This window comes from Vibrio sp. MMG023, assembly GCF_021654215.1.
Taxonomy (GTDB): domain Bacteria; phylum Pseudomonadota; class Gammaproteobacteria; order Enterobacterales; family Vibrionaceae; genus Vibrio; species Vibrio jasicida.
In genome coordinates this window covers 809347-832762 of the sequence record NZ_JAKFZP010000002.1, presented here as the reverse complement: position 1 = coordinate 832762, position 23416 = coordinate 809347, and the positions used below count along the sequence as shown (strand labels likewise).

Genomic DNA, 23416 nt, shown 5'->3' with positions numbered 1-23416 from the left:
AAAGTAGTTGATCAATATTCAGTAAAGGAAGATGTGAATGTTCAAAAAGATGTCCAATAGCCCGTTAGTGCATGGTTTTGCGCTTTGGGTCTGCTCCTTTTTGATTGCCACACCTTCCTTTGCTAAACATCTCGAAGAGGACGGCTCTCGTCCTAAAATTGCGGTGGTTCTCGCTGGTGGTGGTGCGAAAGGCGCTGCGCATATTGGTGTGCTTAAAGCCCTTGAAGAGATGAACATTCCCGTTGATATCATTACCGGTACAAGCATGGGCGCTTATGTCGGAGGTTTGTACGCGACGGGTATGAGTGCTGATGAAATTGAGAGTTTTATCTACAGCGTGGATTGGAACAGTGGTTACCGAGATCGCGTTGATCGCAGCCAACGTCGCGTTCGCGACAAAGAATACGAAGACCGCTACCAAATAACGACAGATCTTGGTCTGAGGTTTGGTGAGGTGCGTTCCCCAACTGGTGTTGTGCAAGGGCAGAACATGTTGCGCATTCTGCGCGAAACGACGGGCAATCTAGGACGCTTTGACTCTTTTGACCAACTTGCTATCCCTTATCGTTCTGTCGCGACTGACATCGTCGAGCTTGATGAAGTCGTGCTCGATAACGGTTACTTAGTTGATGCGATGATGGCGAGCATGTCGGTACCGGGCGCGCTTCCTCCATACGAGCTCAACGGTCATATGCTGGTGGATGGTGGCGTTGTCAATAACATGCCTGTCGACGTAGCGCGCGCGATGGGAGCGGATATAGTCATTGCGGTCGACATCAGTACAGATTATAAAAACAAAGAAGACTTCACCGGCTTGTTTGCGGTTGCGGATCAGTTGTCGAATTATTTGGTGCGTCGTAGCACTCAAGAGCAAGCGGAAACTCTGAAAGATGATGATGTTTACATTCGTCCAGATGTTGGGCAAATGGAAACCGTAGAATTTGAAAAGATGCCGAGTGCATTTCAAGCTGGCTACGACATCACTAAAAAACTCAAATCCAAGCTTGAATCCTTGAGTGTCTCTAACGCGGAATACCAAAAATATATCGAGCACAAACAAGACGTTCGTAAAGGATTAGAATATGGTGATGAGCGGGTTGTTGATCAAATTGTTATTGTCAATAACACCCACTACAGTGATGTCTTACTTACCAACCGACTCGAGCTTGATACTGGTCGTCCTCTCAAAACGGCTGAAATCGAAAAAGCAGTCGAAAATCTTTATGCCTTAGATCGTTTTGAACTGATTACTTACCATTTTGAAGAGATTGAAGGTGTTAACCTACTTGTCTTTGAAGTGAATGAGAAGTCTTGGGGACCAAACTACCTGAACTTCCGCTTTTTCTTAGAAGATGACTTTAATACTGACAGCCAATATGGCATTGGTATCTCGTCGAACTTCACTAATCTAAATTCACATGGTGCCGAGCTAACGCTGAATGTTGACATGGGTACAGATAAGTTGATTGAAGCCGAGCTTTATTCACCGGTACTGTCGAGTCAGGAGTTGTTTGTTTCGGGTAAGTTGAATTACAACAACGAAAACCGAAACTGGCCTTTTAGTGATTTAGAAAACCCGGATATAGGTTCGGTTTACGATTTTCTTCCTGTCTCGTATACCGAGTTCATAACGGAACTTGCTGCGGGTGTGCAACCGACGTTATGGCAAGAGTTCCGTGTTGGTGGGCGTTATACCAAAGGGCAAATAGAGGCCTCAACGCTCGCATCTGCTGGGACTTTTGATTACGAGCGTTTGGGGGTATTTGCTAACTACCGTCTAGATACCTTAGACGACTTTGCTTTTCCCACGCATGGTATGTTGATTGATTTGGATTACCTGGTGTCTCATGACAAGAGCCCTGAAGATTTTCGTCAAACCAATACTAATGGTGATATCGAAGATACTGTGTATGAGATCACGGCACGTTTCAAAGGCGCAGTGACGCACAGTCGTCATACTTTAGTCGGACAGGCGGAATACAGCTTTGTAGAAAGCAAAAACTCCTCGATCCCGTTAGACCCACGTGAACTTGGTGGTTTCTTGAATCTATCTGGTATTCCACGTAATAGCCTGATTGGGCAGAACTTATTCTATACCAGCTTGGTGTATCGTTATAAATGGATGGATAACGACTTCGGTCTGTTTGAAGCGCCAGTGTACCTAGGCGCATCACTTGAACACGGTGGTGTTTGGTCAGATAACGATCTGAAGCTTAATGAAGCGCCACTGTATAATGCCGCATCGATTTTCTTTGGTGTTGATTCACCAGTAGGACCAATCATGTTGGCATACGGTCGTACAGAGCAAGATTTAGATGCTGTGTACCTGATCGTTGGAACATCATTTAAATAACCGGGAAAAGGACAGCAATATCTCCGCATATTTAGCCAAAATAAACAGGACTTTAGTCGTAAGTTGCTATGTTGGTCAAAATGATGAGATTTTAATTTAAGGTTAAATTTGCTATCCTTTCGCCCACAGTTTGGCCTCTGCGGCGCTGTTTCTCAATCAAGAATTGAATGAAAACAAGGGCAATGGAGAGCCAAGTTTCCAAGGATGTTCACTCCTTTATTTTTAAAAACAGTAATAAGAAGGAGGAACCGCAATGAGAGGAAAAAGTCGTGCTTGAAGCCTACCGTAAACACGTCGAAGAGCGTGCTGCCGAAGGAGTTGTTCCTAAACCGCTAGACGCAGAACAAGTTGCTGGACTTGTTGAACTTCTGAAAAATCCCCCGCAAGGTGAAGAAGCCTTTATTCTTGACCTGCTAGAGAACCGTATCCCACCGGGCGTAGACGAAGCGGCTTATGTTAAAGCTGGCTTTTTGACTGCGGTTGCTAAAGGCGAAGTATCGTCTCCACTTGTTAGCCGTGAAAAGGCAGCAGAATTACTAGGTACGATGCAAGGTGGTTATAACATCGCTCCGCTCGTCGAGTTTTTAGATGATGATGTTCTTGCGGCTATCGCAGCAAAAGCACTGTCTCATACCCTGTTAATGTTTGATGCTTTCTATGATGTTGAAGAAAAAGCGAAAGCGGGCAACACGTTCGCTCAACAAGTCCTTCAATCTTGGGCGGAAGCCGAGTGGTTTACAACGAAAGAGAAAGTAGCGGAAAAAATCACGGTTAAAGTCTTTAAGGTAACCGGTGAAACTAACACCGATGACCTGTCTCCAGCTCCAGATGCTTGGTCTCGTCCAGATATTCCAGTACACGCGAAAGCGATGCTTAAGATGGAACGTGATGGCATCAACCCGGATCAACCTGGCAGCGTTGGTCCAATCAACCAAATTGAAGAACTGCAAAAAGACGGCATTCCACTAGCATACGTAGGTGATGTTGTTGGTACGGGTTCTTCGCGTAAATCAGCGACCAACTCAGTATTATGGTTTATGGGCGAAGATATCCCATTTGTACCAAACAAGCGTACTGGTGGTATCTGTCTAGGCGGTAAGATTGCGCCTATCTTCTACAATACGATGGAAGATTCAGGAGCGTTACCAATTGAACTAAACGTACAAGACATGAATATGGGCGATGTGATCGACATTTACCCGTACGAAGGTGTGGTTCGTAAAGAAGGTTCTGAGATCTCAAGCTTTGAACTGAGTAAAGTGCTGCTTGATGAGGTACGTGCTGGTGGTCGTATTCCATTGATCATCGGTCGTGGTCTAACGAGCCGTGCTCGAGTAGCTCTTGGTCTTGAAGAGACAGATTTGTTTGCTAAACCCGTTGATCCAACTGCTTCTGACAAAGGTTATACATTAGCTCAGAAGATGGTAGGTAAAGCATGTGGCGTAGAAGGTGTGCGTGCTGGTCAATATTGTGAGCCTAAGATGACAACGGTAGGTTCTCAGGATACGACAGGCCCTATGACGCGTGATGAGCTAAAAGATCTTGCGTGTCTTGGTTTCTCAGCGGATCTCGTGATGCAGTCATTCTGTCATACGTCAGCATATCCGAAACCAGTCGACGTGAACACGCACCACACACTACCTGATTTCATTATGAACCGTGGCGGTGTATCGCTTCGTCCAGGCGATGGTGTTATCCACTCATGGCTGAACCGTATGCTTCTGCCAGATACTGTTGGTACTGGTGGTGATTCGCATACTCGTTTCCCTCTGGGTATTTCATTCCCAGCAGGTTCTGGTCTAGTGGCATTTGCAGCAGCAACAGGCGTTATGCCTCTTGATATGCCTGAATCAATCTTGGTGCGCTTTAAGGGTGAAATGCAGCCAGGTATCACGCTACGTGATCTTGTACACGCCATTCCTCTATACGGTATCAAGCAAGGCCTGTTAACAGTAGAGAAAGCGGGTAAGATCAACGAATTCTCAGGCCGTGTCCTAGAAATTGAAGGTGTTGAACACCTGTCTGTGGAACAAGCATTTGAACTTTCAGATGCATCGGCAGAGCGCTCAGCAGCGGGTTGTACTGTGAAGCTTTCTCAAGAGTCGATTGATGAATACCTAAACTCGAACATCACTATGCTTAAATGGATGATTTCGGAAGGTTACGGTGACCGTCGTACAATTGAACGTCGTATTACTGCGATGGAAGAGTGGTTAGCAAACCCAGAGTTGATGGAAGCAGATTCAGACGCTGAATACGCACATGTGATTGAAATCGATCTAGCGGAAATCAACGAACCAATTCTTTGTGCACCTAACGATCCAGATGATGCGCGTCTTCTGTCTGACGTTCAGGGTACTCAGATTGATGAAGTATTTATCGGTTCTTGTATGACGAACATTGGTCACTTCCGTGCAGCAGGTAAATTGCTCGACAAGTTTAACGGCCAGCTTGATACTCGCTTATGGGTAGCACCACCAACCAAGATGGACCGTGACCAACTAACTGAAGAAGGTTACTACGGTATTTATGGCCGTGCCGGCGTTCGTATTGAAACGCCAGGGTGCTCGCTATGTATGGGTAACCAGGCTCGTGTTGCGGATAAAGCAACGGTAATGTCGACGTCTACTCGTAACTTCCCGAATCGTCTAGGTACTGGTGCGAACGTTTATCTATCCTCGGCTGAACTTGCAGCGGTTGGTGCGATTCTAGGTAAGATTCCAACTAAGGAAGAATACCTGTCTTACATGGACCAGATTGATGCGACAGCAGCAGACACATACCGCTACTTGAATTTCCACAAGATGGAACAGTACACCAAGAAAGCAGATGATGTGATCTTCCAAGAGCCTGCATAATCTTAGTAAGTTTTGTTAATACTTGAATAAGCGCTCACCGATTGGTGGGCGTTTTTTTTTGCAGAACGCTTCGCTCTAAGTGTTGGGAGGTACATGCAGGAATATTAGAGATAAATGCATGGGCTCAAAGGTGTTGACAGTAATTGTTCCTAAATCGGCAAAATGAAATCGTCTCTCGTCTCTCGTCTCTCGTCTCTCGTCTCTCGTCTCTCGTCTCTCGTCTCTCGTCTCTCGTCTCTCGTCTCTCGTCTCTCGCTTCTCCCATCTAACATCTCTCTGTATACTCCGCACCAAATTGATACGAAAAGGCGATCACGATGGAATTTGAATTCATCCGCAACACATTGATGGGCGAATACTATGTCAAATGCAGCATGGGGCATGAGATTGTGGGTCGTTGGTTGCAAGAAGAAATAGGCAAAGACCCAGCAAAAATTGCTCAGGTAGAAGCTTTAATTAATCAGGCATTTTCTTCGCCATCTCAAGAGCATAGATTGACCGGTGCAGAGATCAGTTTGATGATCCACGGTGATGAGGTGCTAGTGCAAGAAAACGCGCTGGGCCATGAGTATGAAGTGGAAATGGAAAGCGAGTTTGATTTCTACGATGCAGAGAGTACAGCCAGCTGTGGTATAGAAGATTTTTGTGCCTTGATAGAGCAATGGAAAGACTTTTTGAACATTTAATGCACAGTTTTGGGTAGTCTAATTAGGATTGCCTTATATTTGTGAAAAGGGCGCACCGATATGGTGCGCCCTTTTTGTTTATAAGTTTGTTAATTTTACTAATTCTATATAAATCAATGGGATAAAAAGTTGGCACGCCGCTTGGATTAATATGAATGTTTCAGGATGAAAGCTGCGGAGAAGATTCAATGAAAATCATTAATGCCATTATAAAACCTTTTAAGTTAGACGATGTACGCGAAGCATTGGCTGATGTCGGTATTGAAGGGATGACAGTATCAGAGGTTAAAGGTTTTGGTCGTCAGAAAGGCCACACGGAGCTATACCGTGGCGCCGAGTATCAAGTCGACTTTCTACCCAAAGTAAAACTAGAAATCGCTACCCATGCAGACAATGTGGAGCGCGTGGTAGAAGCCATCACTAAAGCGGCGCAAACCGGCAAGATTGGTGACGGCAAAATTTTTGTCTACGACTTAAACCAAGCGGTGCGTATACGTACTGGCGAAATGGACGCAGAAGCACTTTAAGAATTCAAGGGATTGGAGAACTATCATGGAATTAACAACAACGGTAACTGAATTACGTTACGCACTCGACACCTTTTTCTTCCTCATTTCCGGTGCGTTGGTCATGTGGATGGCAGCAGGTTTTGCCATGTTAGAAGCGGGCTTAGTTCGCTCTAAAAACACAACAGAAATTCTAACTAAAAACATCTGTCTTTACGCGATCGCTTGTACCATGTTCCTATTGGTTGGCTACAACATTATGTATGTTGATAACGGTGAAGGCGGTTGGTTACCATCATTTGGTGCACTAATTGGCACACAAGGTGAAGGTGCAGACCACTCTCTAGAGTCGGACTTCTTCTTCCAAGTCGTATTTGTAGCAACAGCAATGTCAGTGGTTTCTGGCGCGGTTGCAGAGCGTATGAAGCTTTGGTCTTTCCTAATTTTCTCAGCGGTACTGACTGCATTTATTTACCCAATGGAAGGTTACTGGACTTGGGGTGGTGGCTTCCTATCAGAAGCAGGCTTTAGTGACTTTGCGGGCTCAGGTATCGTACACATGGCGGGTGCTTCAGCAGCATTAGCAGGCGTACTATTACTGGGTGCACGTAAAGGTAAATACGGTAAAAATGGCGAAATCTACCCAATCCCAGGTTCAAACATGCCTCTTGCTACATTGGGTACGTTTATCCTTTGGTTCGGTTGGTTCGGTTTCAACGGCGGTTCTCAACTTATGGTTTCGGATTTTGAGAACGCGACTGCAGTTGGTCAAATTTTCCTAAACACCAACGCTGCAGCTGCAGCAGGTGCAATTGCCGCACTATTTGTATGTAAAACAACTTGGGGTAAAGCAGACCTAACGATGATTTTGAACGGTGCGTTAGCTGGTCTTGTTGCTATCACGGCAGACCCTCTATCTCCATCACCGCTTTATGCTGTGGCGATTGGTGCGGTATCAGGTGCGCTAGTAGTCTTCAGCATCATTGGCTTGGATAAGATTAAGATTGATGATCCAGTAGGTGCTATCTCAGTTCACGGTGTGTGTGGTTTCTTCGGCCTAATGGTTGTGCCACTGAGCAACGGTGATGCAACGTTTGGTGCACAGCTTCTAGGTGCGGCAGTTATCTTTGCTTGGGTATTTGGTGCAAGCCTAGTGGTATGGGCAATCCTGAAAGCGACAATCGGTATCCGCGTATCGGAAGACGAAGAGTTAGAAGGTATGGATATGCACGACTGTGGTGTTGGTGCTTACCCAGAATTCGTGACTGTGAAATAACACTCACAATGTAATAAATAGTTACAAACTTAACATTAAAAAACCTGCTCCAATGAGCAGGTTTTTTTATTGATTAATTGTTTTCTTATTGAACATGCATATAATAACGCAACTGATAAACGTTATCATTAGCATGGTAAAGGATTAAACAATGAAAAAACTGCTAACTCTTTCAGCGATTACTTGCGCTACTCTGGCTCCAACGGCAATGGCTGCTGAAGAAGTGAACGTGTACTCTTACCGTCAACCTTTCCTAGTTGAACCTATGTTCAACGAGTTCACTAAAGAAACTGGCATTAAAGTAAACGTGAAGTTTGCGAAAAAAGGTCTAGCAGAGAAGTTGGCTCAAGAAGGCGAATACAGCCCAGCTGACGTAATCCTTACTACAGATATCAGCCGTCTAGCTGAACTGACAAACAAAGGTCTGGTTCAAAAGGTAGACAGCAAAATCATCGAAGAAAACGTACCAGCACAGTACCAAGACAAAGAAAACGAGTGGTTTGCTCTTACTCTACGTACTCGTAACGTTTACTCTTCACGTGACCGTGTTGGTAAACTAGGTGACGACTTCAACTACGCTGACCTAGCAAAGCCTGAGTTCAAAGGCAAAATCTGTACTCGTAGCGGTAAGCACCCTTACAACGTATCTCTAGTATCTTCTATGATCGCTCACCACGGTGAAGCTGAGACTAAAGAGTGGCTAGAAGGCGTAAAAGCGAACCTAGCTCGTAAGCCTCAAGGTAACGACCGTGCTCAAGTTAAAGCAATCAAAGAAGGTCTATGTGACGTTTCTCTAGGTAACAGCTACTACCTAGGTAAGATGGTTAACGACAAAGAGCAAAAAGCTTGGGCAGACGCGGTATACATCAACTTCCCTAACCAAGAGACAACAGGTACGCACGTGAACATCTCTGGTATGGCGATGGCGAAGTTCTCTCCAAACAAAGACAACGCTGTGAAGCTTATGGAGTTCCTAACGGGTGACAAAGCGCAGCAAATGTACGCAGAAGTAAACTACGAGTACCCAGTGAAGGAAGGTGTTAAGCGTTCTGAGCTTGTGGAATCTTGGGGTGACTACAAAGCAGATACGATTTCTCTAGATGATATTGCTTCTCACCATGAAGCAGCAATCAAGCTACTAGATGAAGTGAAATTTGACCTTTAATTCCATGTGGGGGTATAACTGTACCCCCATTTAATTAAAGGATATGAGATGTATTTGCAGCTGCATTTGTATTTCATACAGCCTTGCAGTATTTAGGCAATGAAGAATAAACATTCTCTATGGAAAACCAGTAGTGGGGCTATCACCTTGTTACTGGTTTTGCCGATCTTAGCGATCTTCTATACCGCCATTGGCGAAACGGATGACCTGTTCACACACTTGATGTCGACGGTCATGCCTACCTACATCTATAACACCGTAGTTTTGACTGCTGGTGTGATGCTCCTTTCTTTGATTCTCGGTATTCCAAGTGCTTGGTTTATGGCGATGTGTAAATTGCCAACTGAGAAGTGGTTGCAGTGGGCCTTAGTTCTACCACTTGCGATGCCGGGTTATATCATTGGTTACATTTTTACGGACTGGTTCGATTTTGCTGGGCCAATTCAAATCTTCTTACGTGATATAACGGGATGGGGGCCGGGTGAATATTGGTTCCCTGATATTCGTACCTTAGGTGGTGCGACTTTCGTTCTTTCTCTTGTTCTTTACCCATACGTTTACTTGCTTTGTCGTGCTGCATTTATGGAGCAGAACGTTTCTCTACTGCAGAGTGCTCGCTTGTTAAAATGTTCCCCTTGGGAAAGCTTTTGGCGTATCTCTTTACCGCTTGTAAGACCCTCTATCGCTGTTGGTTTGTCTCTGGTAGCGATGGAAACCATCGGTGACTTCGGAACCGTCAGCTATTTTGCTGTGAACACGCTTACTACGGCGGTTTACGATACTTGGCTTGGGTATTCGAACCTCAATGCAGCCGCGAAAATCTCAGCAATGATGTTGATGATTGTAGTGTTGTTATTGAGTGCAGAGCGCTACAGTCGTCGTAAGCAGAAGCTGTTCCAAAGTCAGTTTAATAGCCATGAAGACTTCCGTTATGAGCTACGAGGTTGGCGAAAGTGGGGCGCATTAATTTGGTGTTGGGGCTTGGTGGCAATCGCGTTTATCTTCCCATTGCTACAGTTAATTGATTACGCCATCACTTACTTTGCACAAAGTTGGACGCCGGAGTTTCGTGAATACGCATGGAACAGTTTGGTGGTGTCAGTCGTGGCTGCAATCATTGGTGTTGCGATTGCGTTGACTGTGAACTTCAGTCAACGCGTAAATGGCGGCCGCTCTAGCTTGGCGTTTATGCGTTTGTCTTCGTTGGGCTATGCCGTCCCCGGTACGGTACTGGCTATAGGTGTGATGGTTGCTGTGTTGTTTATGGATCATCGTGTTAACGATATTGCGAAAGCGATGGAATGGGGTAGACCTGGGCTTATTTTCTCTGGTTCTATGTTTGCGCTGATTTTCGCGATGGTGGTACGTTTCTCGGCTGTTGCAATTGGCAGTGTGGAAAGTAACTTAAATAAGATCTCTCCATCGTTGGATATGGCTTCCCGTACCATGGGCTGTACGCCAAATACCATGCTTTGGCGAGTGCATTTCCCGTTGGTTAAACGTGGTGCCCTAATTGCTGGTTTGTTGGTGTTTATTGAGTCAATGAAAGAGCTCAATGCTGCATTACTATTACGACCATTTAACTTTGAAACCTTAGCGACGTATGTATACAACTTCGCTTCGGATGAGCATTTAGAGCTTGCCGCACTTCCGGCTGTATTACTGGTTCTCGTTGGGTTGATCCCGCTTGTTGTTGTTAACCGTTCACTGGAGCAAAGTCACTGATGAGCTGCGCATTATCGATTAAAAACCTAACTTGTCAGTATGACGATCAGACTGTCCTTGAATCACTTTCTCTCGAAGTTGAGCAAGGGCAGATTGTCTGCCTACTTGGCGCGAGTGGCTGCGGTAAGACAACGCTTTTGAAAGCGATTGCTGGCCTGCTTCCTTTGAGTTCAGGTCAAATGAGTTTGAACTGTCTTACGATTGATGACGGTAAAAACTGGCTACCACCAGAGCAGCGTAATATCGGTATGATCTTCCAAGATTACGCTTTGTTCCCGCACCTGACAGTCGCTGAGAACATTGCTTTTGGTTTGAAGAACGAGTCGGCGCAGCAAAAGCTGATTAAAGTCGAAGAAATGCTCGGCTTGGTTCACCTTAAAGGTTACTGTGACCGTTATCCTCACCAGCTTTCTGGCGGCCAGCAGCAACGTGTGGCGATTGCTCGTTCATTGGCTTACAAGCCAGACCTTCTGTTGTTGGATGAACCGTTTTCCAATATTGATACCCAAGTTCGTCATGAACTGATCCGTGAGATCCGTAAAATCTTCAAAGAACAGGGAGTTACTGCGATCTTTGTCACCCATAGCCGTGAAGAAGCGTTTGCTTTTGCCGATAAGATGGCCGTGATGAACCATGGTGTGATTGAGCAGTACGGCACGGCATCTGAACTTTACTACCAGCCTTCGAGCAAATTTGTTGCGGACTTCTTAGGTGGTGGTAGCTACCTTGTTGCGAAGAGAATTTCCGACAATGAATATCAAACCCACCTAGGTGTGGTGGAAGCCAATGCTCAGCAGGAAATCCAAGTAGATGATGAGTGTGCATTACTGCTTCGTCCTCAACATGTTCAAATTACTGCGGATGAAGAGAGTGCAATCAAAGTACTTGAACAGCACTTTATGGGGGATCACTGTCGCTACGTGATAGATGTCAATGGTGACCGACTGTTGGCTACTTCAGCTCAGGCGTTGAATGTCGGGGATAGTGTGATAGTAAAAGTTGAAACCCAAGGTGTATTAGCTTTCGCGTAATGTTTACATCTATAAAATAAAAAGGCCCGGCGCTGATGCCGGGCAAGTGTTCTTCACCTATAGGATTGTGCTCAAAGCGAGCACAAGGTTCAGTTATAAAGACAAGAAGTCCTTAAACTGTTGAAGAACACGTTCTGCAGTGTCCTTATCTTGCATTTCTGCAAAAATTCGTAGTAGTGGCTCAGTACCTGAGAAGCGAGCAATAATCCAACCGCCGTTCTTGAAGTACACTTTCGCACCGTCTTCGTAGCTGACTTTCTCGATTTCAAATTCAAACTCAGGCAACTGCTTCTCAACATAAATCTTGTTGAACAGTACGTCTTTTTGCGCTGGTTTGAACTTGCAATCGCCTTCTGCCATGTAGGCATATCCGTATTTGCCGTAGATTTCATCCAGTAACTCAGACAGTTTCTTACCAGTGACTGAAATCATTTCTACTAATAGGCTTGATGCAAATACACCATCTTTGCCTTTAATATGGCCACGAATAGTTAAGCCGCCAGAGCTTTCACCGCCAATTAGTGAGTCGTCAGCTTCCATTTGAGAGCTGATGTGCTTAAAGCCTACAGGTACTTCAAAGCACTTCTCACCGTGGTCTTCCGCAACTTTGTCTAACAAGTGTGTTGTTGCGATATTACGCACTACTGAACCGGTCCAACCTTTGTATTCGAGCAAGTAGTAGTAAAGCAGTAGTAGCACTTCATTCGGGTGAATAAAGTTGCCTTTCTCGTCGATAATACCAAGACGGTCCGCATCACCATCGGTACCAATACCGATGTCATAGCCTTCTTGCTCGACAAGGTGCATCAAGCGGTAAAGGGTTGCTGCACTTGGTGATGGCATTAAGCCGCCAAAGTCAGGGTTCTTACCGTCGTTGATTACGTCTACTTCACAGCGGCCATTAATCAATACGGTTTGCAGCGCATTTTTAGCAACACCAAACATCGGGTCGACCAAAACGCGAAGGTTCGCTTTTTTGATGGCTTCAATGTCGATAAAGTCGATGATCGAATCGACGAACTCGTTCATCGGGTTAATAATATCAATCAGTTTGTCTTGTACTGCCTGATCAAAATCGACGCTTTTCACATCTTGTGCTGTAAGCGTTGCGATTTGAGACTCAATTTTTTCTGTGATGATTTCATCGGCATCACGCCCACCTTCGATGAAGACTTTGATGCCGTTATAATCCGCAGGGTTGTGTGAGGCTGTAATACACGCAGAGTATGCACAGCCCATCTCTTTTGCTTTAAACATCACGATAGGCGTAGGCACGAACTTATCGATAAAGCTAACTACGATGCCATTTGCCGCCAAAACTTCAGCAAACCAGCGACCAGCTTTATCAGAAAGAAAACGGCGGTCATAACCGATAATAAAGCCGCGATCAGCAACGGACTCAGCGTTGGTAATGTTTGCGACTGCTTGAGCAACCAAACGTACATTATCTTTAGTGAACTCCTCACCGATAAATGCACGCCAGCCGCCTGTACCAAATTTGATCATGATTCGATCCTCGATAAGAGCGGCGTCCCACCGCTTCTTAAATCTTTGCTAGCGAACCGATGCACTTATCGAATTCAAGTGCATCGGATAAATCAAAAGGGGAGAAGCTCTCCCCTAAGAGATGATTAACCTAGAGTAACGATAACTTCGTTTACTGAACCTTCCGCTTGAACTGGTACAGAGGCACCATTTACTGCTTCACCGTTCACAGTAATCGACTTAACGCCTTTGCTTACTGAGTCTGGGTTAACGACTTTGATGTTGTACGTTGCACCTAGCCATTGGCGAGTCACTTCGAAGCCTGGCCAGTTCGTTGGGATACATGGATCGATAGTCAGACCATCAAAGCCTGTTCGCACACCAAGGATAAAGTTGGTAACTGCGAAGTATGCCCAGCCAGATGTACCTGTTAACCATGGGTGGTTTGCACGACCGTGGTCTTGGTGGTCACGACCCATGATGAACTGCACGTATGAGTAAGGTTCTGCAATACGTTTTTCGATGATGTCGTTCTGGTTGTATGGGTTAAGTGCATCGTAGAATTTCATTGCACGATCACCACGACCCAGTTTCGCTTCAGCTACCCAAGCCCATGGGTTTGGATGCGAGAAGATTGCACCGTTCTCTTTTACGCCTTGGTAAACACGAGTCACGAAACCGATGTCATCGTTCGGCGTTGCAAATGATGGTGAGTTTAGATGCAGGCCGTACTCAGAGAACAGGTTCTCATCGACTGCGTCCATCGCTTTTTCACCGCGCTCTTGAGAAACCGCACCAGAAAGTACTGCTAGAGTGTTTGACTCAAGGTGCACTCGGCCTTCCGCTTGTTGCGCTGTACCGATCTTGTCACCATTCTTCGTCAGACCACGGATGTACCAACCGCCTTCGTCGTCCCAAAGGTGTGTTTCACACGCTTCACGAACGTTTGCTGCCATAACTGTGTATTTCTCAACATCCGCTTCTTTACCTAGGTATTTCGCTAGGTCAATGAACTCTTGCAGTGCCCAGAAATGTAGGAACGACACCATTGAAGATTCACCACCACCTAGGTTCAGACAGTCGTTCCAGTCTGCGCGCAGACCTTTACAGATACCGGTTTGACCGACGTATTCAGCCGAGAAGTCTAGCGCTGCTTTCATGTGGTCATAAACGGTTGCATCACCGCCGTCTGCGTAAGGGATCACTTCGTCAAAGAAACTGTGCTCACCCGTTTCCATCACGTACTTACAGATGGTTGGAACTAGCCATAGGTGATCATCTGAACACGTGTCTTCGATGCCGTGGATCTTGTCTTCATCAGAAGGCGTTGGAACGACGGTTGGAGATTTAGATGGCTTAACATCAGCTTTCTCAGGATCGAACCAGTCTGGATCGAACAGGTGCAGACCGTAACCTGCTTTCACTTGGCCACGAAGTAGGTCAACAAGACGCTTGCGGGTCATTGCTGGGTTGGCGTGAGGAACAGAAATCGCATCTTGCGCTGTATCGCGGTAGCCAAGACCAGTACGACCACCCACTTCGATGAACGAAGCAAAGCGAGACCACACAACACAAGTTTCTGCTTGGTATAGGGTCCAAGCGTTGATCATGGTATCTAGACCTTCGTTTGGTGATTTCACTTGGAATTTATTACAACGCTCATCCCAGTGTGCTTTGATGCCCGCAAATGCATTGTCTACTTCAGCGAGATCTTGGTATTTAGCGCGAAGGCGGTCGCCGTTGCCTTTACCGATACCTAGGATGTATGCGAAACGAACTTCTTCACCTGGTTGGATAGTAAATTGCTTGTGTAGAGAGCCACAGTGGTTGTAACACGTTTGTGCGGTGTTAAAACATTTACCTTGTTCTACTGCTAGTGGGTTTGCTTCGTCGCGGTATAGACCTAGGAAGCTGTCACGTTGGCCGTCGTATGAATCTGGGTCAAACGTTGAAGCTAGGTAGTAGAAACCTTCGAAATCGTTGGTGTTATAGTACAAGTCGTATTCAATCACACCTTCATTGTAAGACGTGCCTGCAGAGTACAGAGACATCTGGTGGTTTTGGTTGTCTGATTGAATATGGCTGAACGAAAATTCTACAAACGAGAATGCACTGATTGTGCGCGGCTTGTCTGAAGTGTTCTTGATAACCACATCCCAAACTTCAGCGTCTTCGCCTTTTGGTACGAATAGGGTTTTCGTTGCTGTAATACCGTTGTATTCACATTTGAACTTAGAGTAAGACAAGCCATGGCGAACTTCGTAGTTTGCTTCATCTAGGCTTTTTGCAACTGGTTGCCAAGAGATTGACCAGTAATCACCTGTCTCATCATCACGTAAGTAAACGTAGTGCCCAGGACGATCGAATGTCGCGTTTGGACGGAATTTAGTAACACGGTTGTATTCTGGAGAGTTATAGAACGAGTAGCCGCCTGCGTTGTGCGAGATAACGGTACAGAACTTCTCAGTACCTAGGTAGTTAGTCCATGGCGCTGGTACGTCAGGGCGAGTGATGACGTATTCGCGATTCTCGTTATCGAAATAGCCGTATTTCATTTGTGTATTTCCTTTTTACAATACTGCGTTTGCAGTCAAATTTAATAATTCTTTAAGCAAGATGTATTGTCATCTAGCTTGGTATTACTTCCACGGTTTACGGTAATTCACTCCCTGCAAATCAAGCAGAGGAAGGTGCCCTTTCAAACGTGATAAATAGTCGGTCCAATCGCGGTGTTGTTTTTCAGTCCAACATGCTTCTGCCATGGCTGTTAAGCGAGGGAAAATCATGTAGTCCATACGCGATGGGTTGTTGATGATTTCGCACCACAAGGCAGTTTGAATGCCCCAAATGCGCTTTCTGATTGGGTCATCAGCAGGGACTTCTGCTAATGGCTCATAGTTGTATGCTTTCTCTAATGGCAATGGGTTTGCCCAGTCAACACCTGGCTCTTCTGGTGCATAGTCTTGGGTCATGTCGAGGTAGGTGGTTTGTGCTGGTTGCAGCACTACATCAAAACCTTGGCGAGCGCAGTTCAATGCAGCTTCTTCGCTTAGCCATGAGTAGATCACTGTATCTTTACTCACTTTGTTGCCGTGTTGGGCTTCTTCCCAACCTACCATTCGTTTGCCTAATTTTCGTAGCTTGTCTTCTGCATGACGTAAGAAGTGCCCTTGTAGCTCTTTGTAATCGGTATAACCCAATTGCTCCATAAGAGCTTGGCAAGAAGGGCTCTTAGACCACACGCCATTAGGAACTTCGTCTGCCCCAATATGGACATAAGGCGCTGGGAATAGAGCTGCTACTTCTTCAAGTACTTTGTCGATAAACTCGTAACTACCCGGCAGAGCAGGGTTGATGACATTATCGTTATAGTGCTGAATGCTGCGATATTCGGTTTTGTCTTCCGCTTCAACAAGTAGGTGTGGCAGAGATTTGATTGCTGCGCGGCAATGCCCAGGAACGTCAATCTCAGGGATGATAGTGATGCCACGCTGTGCTGCAAAAGCCACCACGTCTTTAATTTGCTCTTGAGTGTAGAAACCGCCGTAACGCTGAGTTAAATGGGTGTATTGCGGTTCGATGGTTTCATCGATACCACGCCAAGCGCCAATGTCTGTTAGTTGAGGTAAGGACTTAATCTCGATACGCCAACCTTCATCGTCCGTTAGGTGCCAATGGAAGGTATTGAATTTGTAATGTGCCAACAAATTGATGAGGCGTTTTACTTGCTCTACCGAGTGGAAATGACGAGCGCAGTCCAACATCATGCCACGGTAGCGAAAGCGAGGACTGTCTTTGATAGAGCAGCACACCACTTCCATAGTGTTGGCACTCTCGTCTCGTTTTAGTAGTTGCAATAAGGTCGCACAAGCATGGGTAAAGCCAGACGAAGACCCTGCCTCAATCTTGATCGACTCTTCAGATACTTTAAGTCTGTAAGTACCTTCGTCCAGTGTTGGGTTACTTTTGAATAAGATTTTCCCACTGTTAGAAGAAGACAATTTGAATTGGTGAATGCGTTCAAGCTCTTCCAGCAACCATGCTTTTGCTGAATTCGCTAAATCTGTGTATATCGCGACACCAACTTGCTCATCGAAGCTAAACGACAGGTCACTCACTTCAATATGGTTGGGCTTTGGTAATAAAGGTTGTGCATGCGTTAAGCTTGCTGGAATATCACTGCGTTCGCGATAAGGTGAGGCCAAAACGATAGGAGTAACATCAACTTGTGCGCGTTGTGGATTTCCGTCAACGACAAAGTCAATCATAGCTTCATTAAATCCATCCGAGTAATAACGGAATGGGTTTGAACCAATACTGAATTCACAGTAATAGTGATGGTTGGCAGCCAGTACCATACCTTCCGGTTTAAGTGTGCAAAAGCTACCAATTTGAGTCAGTTGACCATTTGAAACGCTGTCTGGAAGAATATAGCGGTCGAAAGCGAAAGTCAGGCTCCAATTGTTTAGGTCTTGGTCGCTCAAATTGTGAAAGGTGAGCCCAAAACGGCAGTTTTGTTTTTGCTCAGAAAGGACCACTAGATCAACACGATATTCCATGCTCACTCCTACTCAACACTCACGGCGTAAAGGTTATGCTCTGGTTTACCAGCAAACATAATAGCTCCTTCAATCGCATCAAATTGAGGCTCTACCACCCATTGTTGAACGGGCGGTGACAGCCAATGCAGGATGCGTTCAGCAATACTGCCCATTAAGCAAATACGAGTCGCCCCGCGTTTGTTTAACGCAACCAGAAACATCTCAATATCCGCTGCGGTCTGCTTAAGCATTTCAATCGCTAGTGCATCACCTTGTTCTGCATGTTGGAAAATTGCTGGAGAAAATTGACCGTAATCGCGAGGTAGAGCTTGTTTAGACCATGCCACTACGTTGTCGATGTCATTTTCAAAATGAGCCATGACATGCGCTGCTAGAGGTGTTTTTTCACGGATGCCATCTTCTGCTAGCAAGACTTGTTGAATCAGGCGTAATCCCATTACTGCGCCGCCGCCTTGGTCGGAGATCGGGAACTCACGTCCACCAACAACGTGCTGCTCAAGGCCTTTCAGGAAAATACCGCAAGAACCGGTTCCAGCAATCATGATTGCGCCATCTTTACCGCTATGCGCGCCAATACAAGCACCGTAAGCATCAGTGTTGAGTGTCATACTGGCAAATGGGTGTTCCAAAGCCATGAATGCTTGCCAAGAGGTTTTATGTTCAGCGCCTGCAAGTGCCAATCCAACGTGCATAGAGGCAAAGTCTTGCTGAGTTAGGCCGCCTTGCTGCGCTGCTGAAGCGATGGATTCAAGAATGGATGCCATTGCGACTTCCGCTCCCAGCATGACGTTTGCACTTCCGCTTTTCGCTTCACCAATGAAGTTACCTTGCGCGTCTTTGATACGGGCTCGACATGAAGTGCCGCCGCCGTCAATACCTACAAAATACATCCCCATGGTTATTGCTCCTTAATTTCTTGAGAGTTCGCTAAAGTCGAGATGTGCTGAGCCTGACTCATTACTGCGAGTAGGTACCACGCACCATGTGGGATCCATTGTTCTCCCCAGCGCCAGTTTTGAAGCATGTCGTCTTTCTGTGCTGGTGGATTAAATGCAATGTCTTCCTCGTCTTCGAAACCGCCGGTGATGCCGTTACACACGCCACCTTTTGCATTGAAGAAACCATATTGAGGAAGGTAGTCCGGATTGTTACGACCATGACCGTCCAACATGCACATGTCGTACGGGTTCAGACCCACAATCCAGTTGATAGAATCTTGTGCGAGTTTAGAAAGTTGCTGCTTTAGAATTTCTGACTCGATAAATGGTTGCACCAAATACGCCATGGTTGCGAGTGAACCTAAGCGAGCATTCTCACCTTGCCACCAGTAACCCGATTCATTGTTGTGTGCCACAAAGAACGCATCACGTTTTGCTTCGTCCACGCCTTTTACATATTGGCGTGGGTAACCAAATGGGTTCTTTACTCTATTGGTGATAGAGACTTCAAACTCACAAGCTTGAATGATGATTTGTTTTGCTACTGAAGCGCGCTCAGAGTCGTCTTCAATCGCCAAGTATTCGCACAGCGCGATAACAGGAAGTCCTGCTTCTGCCGCATGGAAATAAGGGCGGCTGCCATCTTGATTGGCTGCCCAGAAATGTTGAATGTGCTCATCATTCATTTGACGAGCAGAAAGGCGGTTTGCCCACACGCGGCTTTCTTCTAGGTAGCGTGCTTCTTTGGTGGTCTTGAATAGCTCAACGGCTGCAAGTAATGCGCAGTATTCATCGATGATGTTCTCTTCACCATCGTTTAGGTATTGGGTGTTGTGCTCTTTTAAGTGCCAGTAGCCGTTTTCTGCTGCATTACGGTATTTTTGTTGGTCGAATTCACCATGAAACTCTAGGCGTGCTGCTGAAGCTAGAGCCGCAATGCTAATGCCAGCTCCTTGTCGGTAACCGGCTTGGTAGTCATCAAACTTATGACCAAGTTGGGTTTCGTAGGCGCAGATTTCACGTTGAGCTGTGTCTTTACTCCACTTGTCGAACACGGTCATGTAGAAGAAGCCTTTTTCGTTTTGCATACGAACAAGGAAGTCTGCACCGAACAGGGCTTCTTCAATAAGGCGAGTAGCAGTGAATTTAGCCAGTTTGTCGTTGCCGTCTAGCAGGGACAAACCTTTCAACATGTTCCACACCACCATAGGGGTCTGCTGTGGGTTTAGGTAGTTTGCGTACGACAAATGGCTCAGATATTTGCTGACATCGCCTGAAGCGTCATACCAACCGCCGTGAACATCTGCGGTTTCGTCGGAATTTAGCAGTGGAACCTGACGATCTTGTTGATCAAAAATGCCACCACAACGTTGAGACTTAAAGTAGTGGAGCACGTCAGATAGTGTTTGATCGAGAAGAATATGTTCACCAATTTCAAAGTGAGATGAACGCAAATGATCGAAACGAAGGTAGTAGTTACCAGGAGTATTAAATGAAGAAAAGTCTACAAGATAGAAATGACCTTGATGCCAGCTCGCTACTTTGCCTTGCTTTTCCACTGTTAGCGTAGCGACAGTTTGGTGGCTGTCCGCACAAACCAATAAAGCAGTATAAGAAGACAGACGTGGTTGGCTTGTCTGGATGATCGCTTTTTTAGGGCCCAGACGCTCGTAACCAATGTGGTTAGTCAGTAGCAGCATTCAAGTTTCTCCGGGAAAAAATAAAATATAAAGGGAAAAAGGGGCCAGATTTATACCTGACCCTCGTTATGATTAATCTTCAAATAAGTAACAACGAACAAAGTGGTTGTCAGATAGCTGAGTTACAGCAGGCAGTCGCTCACGACATTTGTCTGTGGCATGAACACAGCGTCCTGCGAATGGACAACCAACTGATTCTGGCGTCCAAAGTGGGATTTCGCCTTTGTTGCCTTTCAACTTCTCGTGGATTGACTTTGATGGATCAGGAACGGCAGAAACCAGTAGTTGTGTGTATGGGTGTTGAGGTTTATGAATGATTTCCTCTGTATCGCCCCATTCAACCATGTGGCCTACATACATAACCGCAAGATCTTCAGCGATGTAACGCGCTGTAGCGATATCGTGCGTGATGTAAAGCAGAGACATTTGTTTCTCAAACTTCATCTCTTCCATCAGGTTAAGAACACCGGCACGGATCGATACATCAAGCATTGATGTTGGTTCGTCAGCCAGTACCACTTCTGCACCAACCGCAATGTTACGAGCCAAGTTAACACGCTGGCGTTGACCGCCAGAGAGTTGATGTGGGAATTTTTGGGCAGTTTCCTTTGGTGGAATAAGACCAACTTGTTCTAGTAGGTCGTACACGCGCTCTTCCAACTCTTTTTTGTTGCCCGGAGAAACCTTCTTGTGGATCAGAAGTGGGCGAGCAATATGGTGGAAGATGTTGTGTGTAGGGTTTAGCGAGCCAAACGGGTCTTGCCATACCATTTGTACACCTTCACGGTAAGTCATCAAATCGTGACGGGAAGTGATGTCTTGGATATCACGACCTTTGTATTCAATGATGCCATCGGTTGGTGCGTACATTTTAGCAATCATTTTTGCAGTAGTAGACTTACCTGAACCAGATTCACCTACCACTGACAAGCCGCGGCTCTTGTACATTTTGAAAGACACGTCGTTGATTGCACGCATCTTAGATTGTTTGATTGAGTTACTGTTTAAAGGGAAGTCCTTAACGACATTTTTACCTTCAATCAGCAGTTCGCCGAATTGTTTGCTCATAATTCTCTCCAGTGTAATTTTTGTTCTTAGCTAGCGTTATTTTTTGTTGTTAAACCTTAGCTTGAGCAATGGTGTCGCCGTACAAATGACAATTTGAGAGACGACCTGGTTCAATTTGACGTAGTTGCGTTGGTACTCGTGTACATGCTTCATGTACGCGGTCGCAACGAGCTTGGAAGCGGCAACCTTGTGGCACTTCTAGCAAGTTCAGCGGGTTACCCGGAATACCAGTCAATTTGGTCTTTGGACCAGTTAGTGGAGGGAAAGAGCTACCCAAACCTTTGGTGTAAGGGTGGTAAGGACTCTCCAGAATCTGCTTAGAAGGTGCAACTTCAATTAATTCACCTGAGTACATGATGCCGATACGGTCAGAGAACTCGACCATCAAAGACAAATCATGCGTGATGAACAGGATTGAGAAACCAAACTCTTCTTTAAGCGCGTAAATCTTTTGTAGAATTTCACGTTGAACTACTACATCTAGTGCGGTAGTTGGTTCATCCATGATGATCATTTTTGGGTTCAGAGCCAAAGCGATTGCGATTACTAGACGCTGACGCATACCACCGGAGAACTGGTGTGGGTAGTCGCTTAAGCGGCTAGGGTGGATATCAACGATTTCCAGCAGACCTTCAGCTCGTGTTTTTGCTTGAGCACGCGTCATATTGGTATGACGCATGATGACGTCGCAGAACTGTTCTTCCATAGTAAGAACAGGGTTCAAAGCGTTCATCGCACTCTGGAATACCATCGACATTTCGCTCCAACGGAACGCTTGCATACGGTCATCACTGTACTGGAGGATATCTTCGCCATTGAAAATAACCTCACCACCAGTGATAAACGCAGGCGGCTTATGAAGGCGCATTAGCGAGAAGGCAACAGTCGATTTACCACAGCCTGATTCACCAGCTAGGCCGAATACTTCGCCGGGTGCGATGTCAAAGCTGACGTTGTTACAGGCGCGGACATCGCCCGCATCTGTAATGTAGTCTACGCATAGGTTACGGATAGAAATTAGTGGTGCAGTCATGATTATTTATCTCCGCTCCATAGTGCATTTTGTGGTGCCAGTTCAGGCTCACGCTCTTTCTTGTCTTTTGCTGCTAGTTTCTTCCAGCGCTTCATGCCTTTGTGAGAGCGAAGCTGCGGGTTCGCAATTTCATCAACGGCGAAGTTAAGTAGAGCAAGACCTGTAACCAGTAACGTTAGTGCAATACAAGGAGCTAGAACTTCCCACCATGCGCCGATTAGCATCGCCGATGAGGTTTGCACGTTGTACAGCATGATGCCCCAACTGATGGTGTTCGCATCGCCCAGACCTAGGAACGAGATTACAGCTTCCGTGTTGATTGCTAGCATTACTGAACCGATGAAGCTTGCACCTACGATTGGGATAAGGTTTGGTAGAATCTCAACGAAGATGATACGAAGAGATGACTCACCAAGAACCTCAGCCGCTTTAACAAATTCTTTTTCACGCAAGGCCATGGTTTGAGCTCGAACCACTCGTGCACCCCAAGCCCAGGAGGTACCGGCAATGATTAATGCAATGGTGAGTGGCCCAGCCTCCCCGATAAAGGCGGCAAGTACAAACAGCAGCGGTAATTGTGGAATAACCAGCATGATATTCATTGCGGCACTTAACACGTCATCAACACGACCACCAAAGTAACCAGCAGAGATACCGATAACCGTTGCTAGGAAACACACGATAACACCAGCACCGAAACCAACACCTAGAGATACTCGCGCGCCGTATGCCACTTGAGACCAAATGTCACGACCCATGCGAGACGTACCTAGAACGTGGTCCGCTTTTTTCGACATGATAAGCGTACGACGGTCATCGGCTAGATTTTTAGCCACCCAGCCATCAGGGTTGTTTTGCGCTTGTTTTACAACAAAGCCAGGGTATTCATGTGGGTTACCCGTGCGTTTGTCTGGAGCGTGTTGAGTAATTAAAGGAGCAGCCACTGCAACAAAGATAAACAAAGCGATAATGGCTAAACCAACACGTGCGAACGCGTTACCTAAAATCAGTTTAAATAGTTCTTTCATGA

At 45.9% G+C, this 23416-nt stretch carries 16 protein-coding genes; 8 read left to right on the top strand and 8 right to left on the bottom strand.

What is annotated here, in order from left to right:
- Positions 1-37: 37 nt before the first annotated feature.
- The 8 genes from L1076_RS08905 (at position 38) to L1076_RS08870 (ending at position 11600) form a co-directional block, all read left to right on the top strand.
- Positions 38-2353, top strand: coding sequence for a patatin-like phospholipase family protein (locus L1076_RS08905; protein WP_038878927.1), 2316 nt, complete (start codon positions 38-40; stop codon positions 2351-2353).
- A gap of 269 nt (positions 2354-2622) precedes the next feature.
- Complete coding sequence (acnB, locus tag L1076_RS08900; protein WP_038870528.1) at positions 2623-5211, top strand: bifunctional aconitate hydratase 2/2-methylisocitrate dehydratase; 2589 nt, start codon at positions 2623-2625, stop codon at positions 5209-5211.
- Between the two features lie 317 nt (positions 5212-5528).
- Complete coding sequence (locus L1076_RS08895) at positions 5529-5897, top strand: YacL family protein (protein ID WP_038865812.1); 369 nt, start codon at positions 5529-5531, stop codon at positions 5895-5897.
- A gap of 188 nt (positions 5898-6085) precedes the next feature.
- A complete protein-coding gene (locus tag L1076_RS08890) occupies positions 6086-6424 on the top strand; it encodes a P-II family nitrogen regulator (protein WP_005439398.1) in 339 nt (112 codons plus the stop codon).
- Between the two features lie 25 nt (positions 6425-6449).
- The gene (locus L1076_RS08885) at positions 6450-7679 is read left to right on the top strand and encodes an ammonium transporter (RefSeq protein ID WP_005439399.1); all 1230 of its coding nucleotides are present in this window, start codon (positions 6450-6452) and stop codon (positions 7677-7679) included.
- A gap of 151 nt (positions 7680-7830) precedes the next feature.
- Positions 7831-8844 (top strand): Fe(3+) ABC transporter substrate-binding protein, encoded by a 1014-nt coding sequence (locus L1076_RS08880; RefSeq protein WP_038878931.1) that lies wholly within the window; start codon positions 7831-7833, stop codon positions 8842-8844.
- Between the two features lie 99 nt (positions 8845-8943).
- Complete coding sequence (locus L1076_RS08875) at positions 8944-10569, top strand: iron ABC transporter permease (protein ID WP_038865820.1); 1626 nt, start codon at positions 8944-8946, stop codon at positions 10567-10569.
- Positions 10569-11600, top strand: coding sequence for an ABC transporter ATP-binding protein (locus L1076_RS08870; RefSeq protein ID WP_237303517.1), 1032 nt, complete (start codon positions 10569-10571; stop codon positions 11598-11600). The genes L1076_RS08875 and L1076_RS08870 overlap by 1 nt, the downstream gene beginning before the upstream one ends.
- A gap of 93 nt (positions 11601-11693) precedes the next feature.
- Here L1076_RS08870 and L1076_RS08865 read toward each other — a convergent pair whose 3' ends face one another.
- From L1076_RS08865 to L1076_RS08830, 8 genes are all read right to left on the bottom strand, one after another.
- Positions 11694-13106 (bottom strand): phosphoglucomutase/phosphomannomutase family protein, encoded by a 1413-nt coding sequence (locus tag L1076_RS08865; protein ID WP_105068533.1) that lies wholly within the window; start codon positions 13104-13106, stop codon positions 11694-11696.
- Between the two features lie 125 nt (positions 13107-13231).
- Positions 13232-15640: a N,N'-diacetylchitobiose phosphorylase gene (locus L1076_RS08860; protein ID WP_102388488.1), complete on the bottom strand. Its 2409-nt coding sequence runs from the start codon at positions 15638-15640 to the stop codon at positions 13232-13234.
- A gap of 84 nt (positions 15641-15724) precedes the next feature.
- Positions 15725-17644 (bottom strand): family 20 glycosylhydrolase, encoded by a 1920-nt coding sequence (locus L1076_RS08855; RefSeq protein ID WP_038878942.1) that lies wholly within the window; start codon positions 17642-17644, stop codon positions 15725-15727.
- Between the two features lie 8 nt (positions 17645-17652).
- A complete protein-coding gene (locus L1076_RS08850; RefSeq protein WP_045405523.1) occupies positions 17653-18543 on the bottom strand; it encodes an N-acetylglucosamine kinase in 891 nt (296 codons plus the stop codon).
- Positions 18544-18545: 2 nt separating this feature from the next.
- Positions 18546-20285 carry a glycoside hydrolase family 9 protein gene (locus L1076_RS08845; protein ID WP_237303516.1) on the bottom strand — a complete coding sequence of 580 codons (1740 nt, stop codon included), beginning with the start codon at positions 20283-20285 and terminating at the stop codon, positions 18546-18548.
- 72 nt (positions 20286-20357) lie between these two features.
- Entirely contained in the window at positions 20358-21353 is a 996-nt protein-coding gene (locus L1076_RS08840) for an ABC transporter ATP-binding protein (RefSeq protein ID WP_042603152.1), read from the bottom strand.
- A 49-nt stretch (positions 21354-21402) separates the two neighbouring features.
- Entirely contained in the window at positions 21403-22386 is a 984-nt protein-coding gene (locus L1076_RS08835) for an ABC transporter ATP-binding protein (RefSeq protein ID WP_005386550.1), read from the bottom strand.
- A gap of 2 nt (positions 22387-22388) precedes the next feature.
- Positions 22389-23414, bottom strand: coding sequence for an ABC transporter permease (locus L1076_RS08830; protein ID WP_039976207.1), 1026 nt, complete (start codon positions 23412-23414; stop codon positions 22389-22391).
- Positions 23415-23416 lie beyond the last annotated feature (2 nt).

What these genes read in the sequence shown, in the direction of transcription:
- L1076_RS08880 (WP_038878931.1), top strand. Translation starts at nt 7,831, where the DNA reads ATGAAAAAACTGCTAACTCTTTCAGCGATTACTTGCGCTACTCTGGCT.
- L1076_RS08870 (WP_237303517.1), top strand. Translation starts at nt 10,569, where the DNA reads ATGAGCTGCGCATTATCGATTAAAAACCTAACTTGTCAGTATGACGAT.
- L1076_RS08860 (WP_102388488.1), bottom strand. Translation starts at nt 15,640, where the DNA reads ATGAAATACGGCTATTTCGATAACGAGAATCGCGAATACGTCATCACT.
- L1076_RS08885 (WP_005439399.1), top strand. Translation starts at nt 6,450, where the DNA reads ATGGAATTAACAACAACGGTAACTGAATTACGTTACGCACTCGACACC.
- L1076_RS08890 (WP_005439398.1), top strand. Translation starts at nt 6,086, where the DNA reads ATGAAAATCATTAATGCCATTATAAAACCTTTTAAGTTAGACGATGTA.
- L1076_RS08855 (WP_038878942.1), bottom strand. Translation starts at nt 17,644, where the DNA reads ATGGAATATCGTGTTGATCTAGTGGTCCTTTCTGAGCAAAAACAAAAC.
- L1076_RS08895 (WP_038865812.1), top strand. Translation starts at nt 5,529, where the DNA reads ATGGAATTTGAATTCATCCGCAACACATTGATGGGCGAATACTATGTC.
- L1076_RS08905 (WP_038878927.1), top strand. Translation starts at nt 38, where the DNA reads ATGTTCAAAAAGATGTCCAATAGCCCGTTAGTGCATGGTTTTGCGCTT.
- L1076_RS08830 (WP_039976207.1), bottom strand. Translation starts at nt 23,414, where the DNA reads ATGAAAGAACTATTTAAACTGATTTTAGGTAACGCGTTCGCACGTGTT.
- L1076_RS08865 (WP_105068533.1), bottom strand. Translation starts at nt 13,106, where the DNA reads ATGATCAAATTTGGTACAGGCGGCTGGCGTGCATTTATCGGTGAGGAG.
- L1076_RS08835 (WP_005386550.1), bottom strand. Translation starts at nt 22,386, where the DNA reads ATGACTGCACCACTAATTTCTATCCGTAACCTATGCGTAGACTACATT.
- L1076_RS08875 (WP_038865820.1), top strand. Translation starts at nt 8,944, where the DNA reads ATGAAGAATAAACATTCTCTATGGAAAACCAGTAGTGGGGCTATCACC.
- L1076_RS08840 (WP_042603152.1), bottom strand. Translation starts at nt 21,353, where the DNA reads ATGAGCAAACAATTCGGCGAACTGCTGATTGAAGGTAAAAATGTCGTT.
- L1076_RS08850 (WP_045405523.1), bottom strand. Translation starts at nt 18,543, where the DNA reads ATGGGGATGTATTTTGTAGGTATTGACGGCGGCGGCACTTCATGTCGA.
- L1076_RS08845 (WP_237303516.1), bottom strand. Translation starts at nt 20,285, where the DNA reads ATGCTGCTACTGACTAACCACATTGGTTACGAGCGTCTGGGCCCTAAA.